Source organism: Bradyrhizobium sp. 160, from assembly GCF_023073735.1.
Lineage (GTDB): Bacteria > Pseudomonadota > Alphaproteobacteria > Rhizobiales > Xanthobacteraceae > Bradyrhizobium.
The window spans coordinates 1-3,024 of the sequence record NZ_JADPKD010000074.1; the positions used below are offsets into that span (position 1 = coordinate 1).

Sequence of the window (3,024 nt, forward strand, 5' to 3'; positions counted from 1 at the left end):
ATTCACCTGCATTCGCACCGTGACCTTAAAGCTAGACTTAAGGTCAAATCCTCGGGCCGCCTCTCAAACTAAACAAGGCGGCCGACGCCGGAGGGATACCGTGCGTTGAGCGCCCGGGCCAGATCAGAAAACCACATCGGCCGGCTACCTCCGGGAAGCTCGACGCCAATCAAAGGGAAGGCCTTCGCGCCGATCCGGCACGAGGACAAAATGCATATCAATGCTGTGCCGATAGTGGACACCATGTCTGCCCTCGAAGTTGAAAATATGATTCCGCACGTATGATTGATGCTGGGGATTTCGGGCGTCCTCGCTCTGTAAGACTCCGGCAGGTTTGGCCGGTAGTATTTTCGTTCGTTCAAGAGATTGTCGAACAGGTTGATCCAGTGAGTTCCGCGTTCGTCGACGACGTTGTATTCACACCGCTCCAGCAATGCGATGCGAACCGGGAAGCCGTCCCGCCATTCGTCGTGCATCCAGCTTCGTACGACGCCTATGCCGTCGTAGCCCCGGGCGGTGCTGGTAGAAACGCCGGTCAGTGGTGCCGATCGTCATTCCGACGTACCGCACTCTCCCGCCGCGACAGGAATATAGCGCATACATCAAAGCCATCCCGGCTCCTTGAGGGCTATGTGTCGCTCAAGTAGATGGGTGTGTACACGCCTAACTTGTCAATCTAAGGCCGGCGCATCTCCAGCCGCCCCGGGGGGCGGCGCGTATCGCCTTGCGTGCCGCTTCGCGGCGCGGGTGCGTTGGCTGTCAGTCCGCTGGGCGGGCTAGCGAGACGGCTAGTTGCCCGCCGGTGTCCTAGCTACACAAACCCTCTGGCATGGAGGTCTTCAGCGCGGTCGAGCTTATATTTGTGCACCCACGGCCTGCCTCGCCACCAAGATTCTGTCCGTGGAAAAAGACTTACCGATCCCCGTGCCGATCGAGGAACTCTCCCATCAGCTGGACGTCGGGAAGATCGCTTCGTTGACCACGATCGGCTTCGAAGGCGGGCTTCTGACGGATGAAGATCGCTCGACCGGCATCATCCTGGTCAACCAAGCGGCGCCGGGGGGCGCGCCGGTTCACCATCGGCCATGAGCTAGGGCATTTCCTGATTGCTACCCATAAACCCGTCGAAGCCGGCAAATTCCTATGCTCACGCGCCGACATGACTAATTGGTCGCTGGACCAGGCGGACCGCTATGCGCGCATGGAAGCAGAAGCAACGAGTTTTCGGGGCTCATCCTGATTCCGCCACCCGTGCTGCGGAAGTTCATTCCCAAAGGCGACCCTCCGCTCGAACACGTCCCCATGATCGCGCAGCATTTCAATGTGAGCAAAGAAGCAGCCGCGCGTGCTTACGCCAGGTATCATCCCGAAGAAATCGCGATCGTGGTGATCAAGGACGGCATCGTTAAGCGCGCGCACAAGCGGCCTACGTTCCCATGGATATCGGTCGCGTACGGCAAGCCCGTCCCAAGGACATCGATCTTCCGAGCCAAGGACCAGCGCCAGCGGGTCGCAAGCGAACTTTCGGCGATCAGCCCGGAGCAATGGGTAGACCTGAAGCCAGGCCAGCGTGCAGAGCTTTTTGAACAAATGTACCCACAGCAGGACGGTTACGCGCTCCTGATGCCCTGGCTTGAGGTCGAAGAGGTTGAAGAACGGGACGACGACAGAACCTCGAAGCAACGCTTTCAGCAACGGAGGTGGCGCTAGCCTTCATATTCTGGTCGTCCACACCCTATCGGCGCCGGTAGTTCAGCAGCTCCCAGCGGGCGATGGTGTCCGGCTCGGCCTTGCGCCTTACCGCGTCGATAACCTCGCGGTACTGTTTTTCGTCAGCGATCTCGGTCCAATTTACCTGCCCCCGAAGATGGGCCTTGCCAATGATTATCCTGTCGATCGGGCAATGTGGCGGCTCGGAAATCTGGCCGAGGCACCAGCGGTACTTGAGCCGAGATTGAGCAGTTTTTGGGCGACGCCGTATCTGTAGCGTCCGTCTCGCAGGGAGCCCGGGAGAGCTTCCGTGCCGAATTCCACCAGCTGCGCAAGGTTAAGATAGTGCTGCCGCTCCGTGCAGGGTCTTACGTAATGCGGAAGCAGCTGGGTTGTAATGAATTCCTGGAGCTTCTCGCGCAGTTGCCTGGTCTGTTTTGAACCTGGTGCATACAAGTTGGCCCGTTGCACCGACGCCGCCCACGCGAGCGTCCAGAGCTCTGTCAGCACAAACTGCTGTTCGGGTCCAAGCGGCTGCATGCGCGATCCATCGGAAGACTTTGCCGTGAGCCGATCCTAGCGCTCTCCTTGGATCTCTGCACCTGCCGGCCGGTACGGTCGGGTGAATAGGCCCACAGCGCGCGCCGGCAAGGGCATCCAAAAGGACACTTGCGCTCAAGCAACCGTAGCGCGCGCCGCGACTGAGAAACTTCGCTCGGGGTCGGACTTTCCGTTTGGGCAGATTTCGCTTGCGCGCCTCTGCCGTCTAACCTCACCACCTTGGAAAATCTGGGGATTTTCGGCTGAAATAGCCCGGAAGCGTTGCGCACCCGCTTGACCAGCCAAACTGGCTTGTTCTAATTTTGTTCTCGTTGGCGGGCGAACCCATCCGGCGAGCCATTTCGGGCGAGGGTCATCTGAAGCTTTCCAGACAACACCAGTTGCCCAATCCCTCGGGCAGGAAAAATGCACGAGATCATCTGTCCTCACTGTGACAAGGCCTTCAAGATCGACGAATCCGGCTATGCCGAGATTCTGAAGCAGGTCCGTGATGGAGACTTTGAAAAGCAGCTGCACGAACGGCTGGAATTGGCCGAGCGCGAAAAGCAGAACGCTGTGGAATTGGCCAAGGCAAAAATCAGCAGCGATATGCTGAAGACCACGGCCGCCAAGGACGCAGAAATCCAGGAGTTGAAGTCCAAGCTTGAGGCCAGTGTGTCAATCGGCTTCCAACTTTGACCCCTCATCGGCGTCCAATTTTGACCCCTTCGCGCGGCGGGTTTTGCTGGTAGCGCTCGTCTCGTCGGAGCTGGC

Annotated in this window: 3 protein-coding genes and 1 pseudogene; 3 read left to right on the forward strand and 1 reads right to left on the reverse strand. The window is 58.9% G+C overall.

The features are described 5' to 3' along the window. Positions 1–68: 68 nt before the first annotated feature. Entirely contained in the window at positions 69–476 is a 408-nt protein-coding gene (locus IVA98_RS31055) for a hypothetical protein (protein ID WP_247356171.1), read from the reverse strand. A 316-nt stretch (positions 477–792) separates the two neighbouring features. Here IVA98_RS31055 and IVA98_RS31060 point away from each other — a divergent pair, with 316 nt between their 5' ends. The 3 genes and pseudogenes from IVA98_RS31060 to IVA98_RS31070 all read left to right on the forward strand — a co-directional run. Further along, positions 793–1,089 carry a hypothetical protein gene (locus IVA98_RS31060; protein ID WP_247356172.1) on the forward strand — a complete coding sequence of 99 codons (297 nt, stop codon included), beginning with the start codon at positions 793–795 and terminating at the stop codon, positions 1,087–1,089. A gap of 213 nt (positions 1,090–1,302) precedes the next feature. Further along, on the forward strand, positions 1,303–1,710 hold the full coding sequence (locus IVA98_RS31065) for a hypothetical protein (protein WP_247356173.1): 408 nt from the start codon (positions 1,303–1,305) through the stop codon (positions 1,708–1,710). A gap of 966 nt (positions 1,711–2,676) precedes the next feature. Further along, positions 2,677–2,922: pseudogene (locus IVA98_RS31070) on the forward strand (DUF2130 domain-containing protein); the annotation flags it as partial. Positions 2,923–3,024: the final 102 nt, after the last annotated feature.